Source organism: Pseudomonas sp. TYF_14 (assembly GCF_043105275.1).
In the GTDB taxonomy this organism is placed as follows: domain Bacteria; phylum Pseudomonadota; class Gammaproteobacteria; order Pseudomonadales; family Pseudomonadaceae; genus Aquipseudomonas; species Aquipseudomonas alloputida.
In genome coordinates this window covers 1-395 of the sequence record NZ_JBICLK010000021.1, presented here as the reverse complement: position 1 = coordinate 395, position 395 = coordinate 1, and the positions used below count along the sequence as shown (strand labels likewise).

General features: G+C 58.5%; 1 protein-coding gene. It reads right to left on the bottom strand.

The genetic code is table 11. The features are described 5' to 3' along the window. The coding region (locus ACF8O8_RS05850; protein ID WP_392509372.1) for a POTRA domain-containing protein at positions 1–395 on the bottom strand (395 nt) is incomplete at both ends.

Genomic DNA, 395 nt, shown 5'->3' with positions numbered 1-395 from the left:
CCCAGCCGGCGGGTGATCAGCTCGGACGTGGTGGTCATCACCTTGCGCGAGAATACCTGCCCCGGCTGCACCAGCAGCAGCGACTTGACCTGGTCTTCCGGCACCTTGAGGTCACCGGACAGCTTCACGTCGCGAACGGTGTATTTCTCGCCTTCGTTGATGTTGACGGTGATGTAGACGTGCTTCTTGTCCGGCGTGATGGACACCTGGGTGGAGGCGATGTCCATGTTGATGTAGCCGCGGTCCAGGTAGTAGGAACGCAGGCGCTCCAGGTCACCGGAGAGTTTTTCACGGGCGTACTTGTCGTCGTTCTTGAAGAACGACAGCCAGTTGGTGGTCTTCAGCTCGAACAGCTGCCCCAGGGTCTCATCATCGAATACGTTGTTGCCAACGAT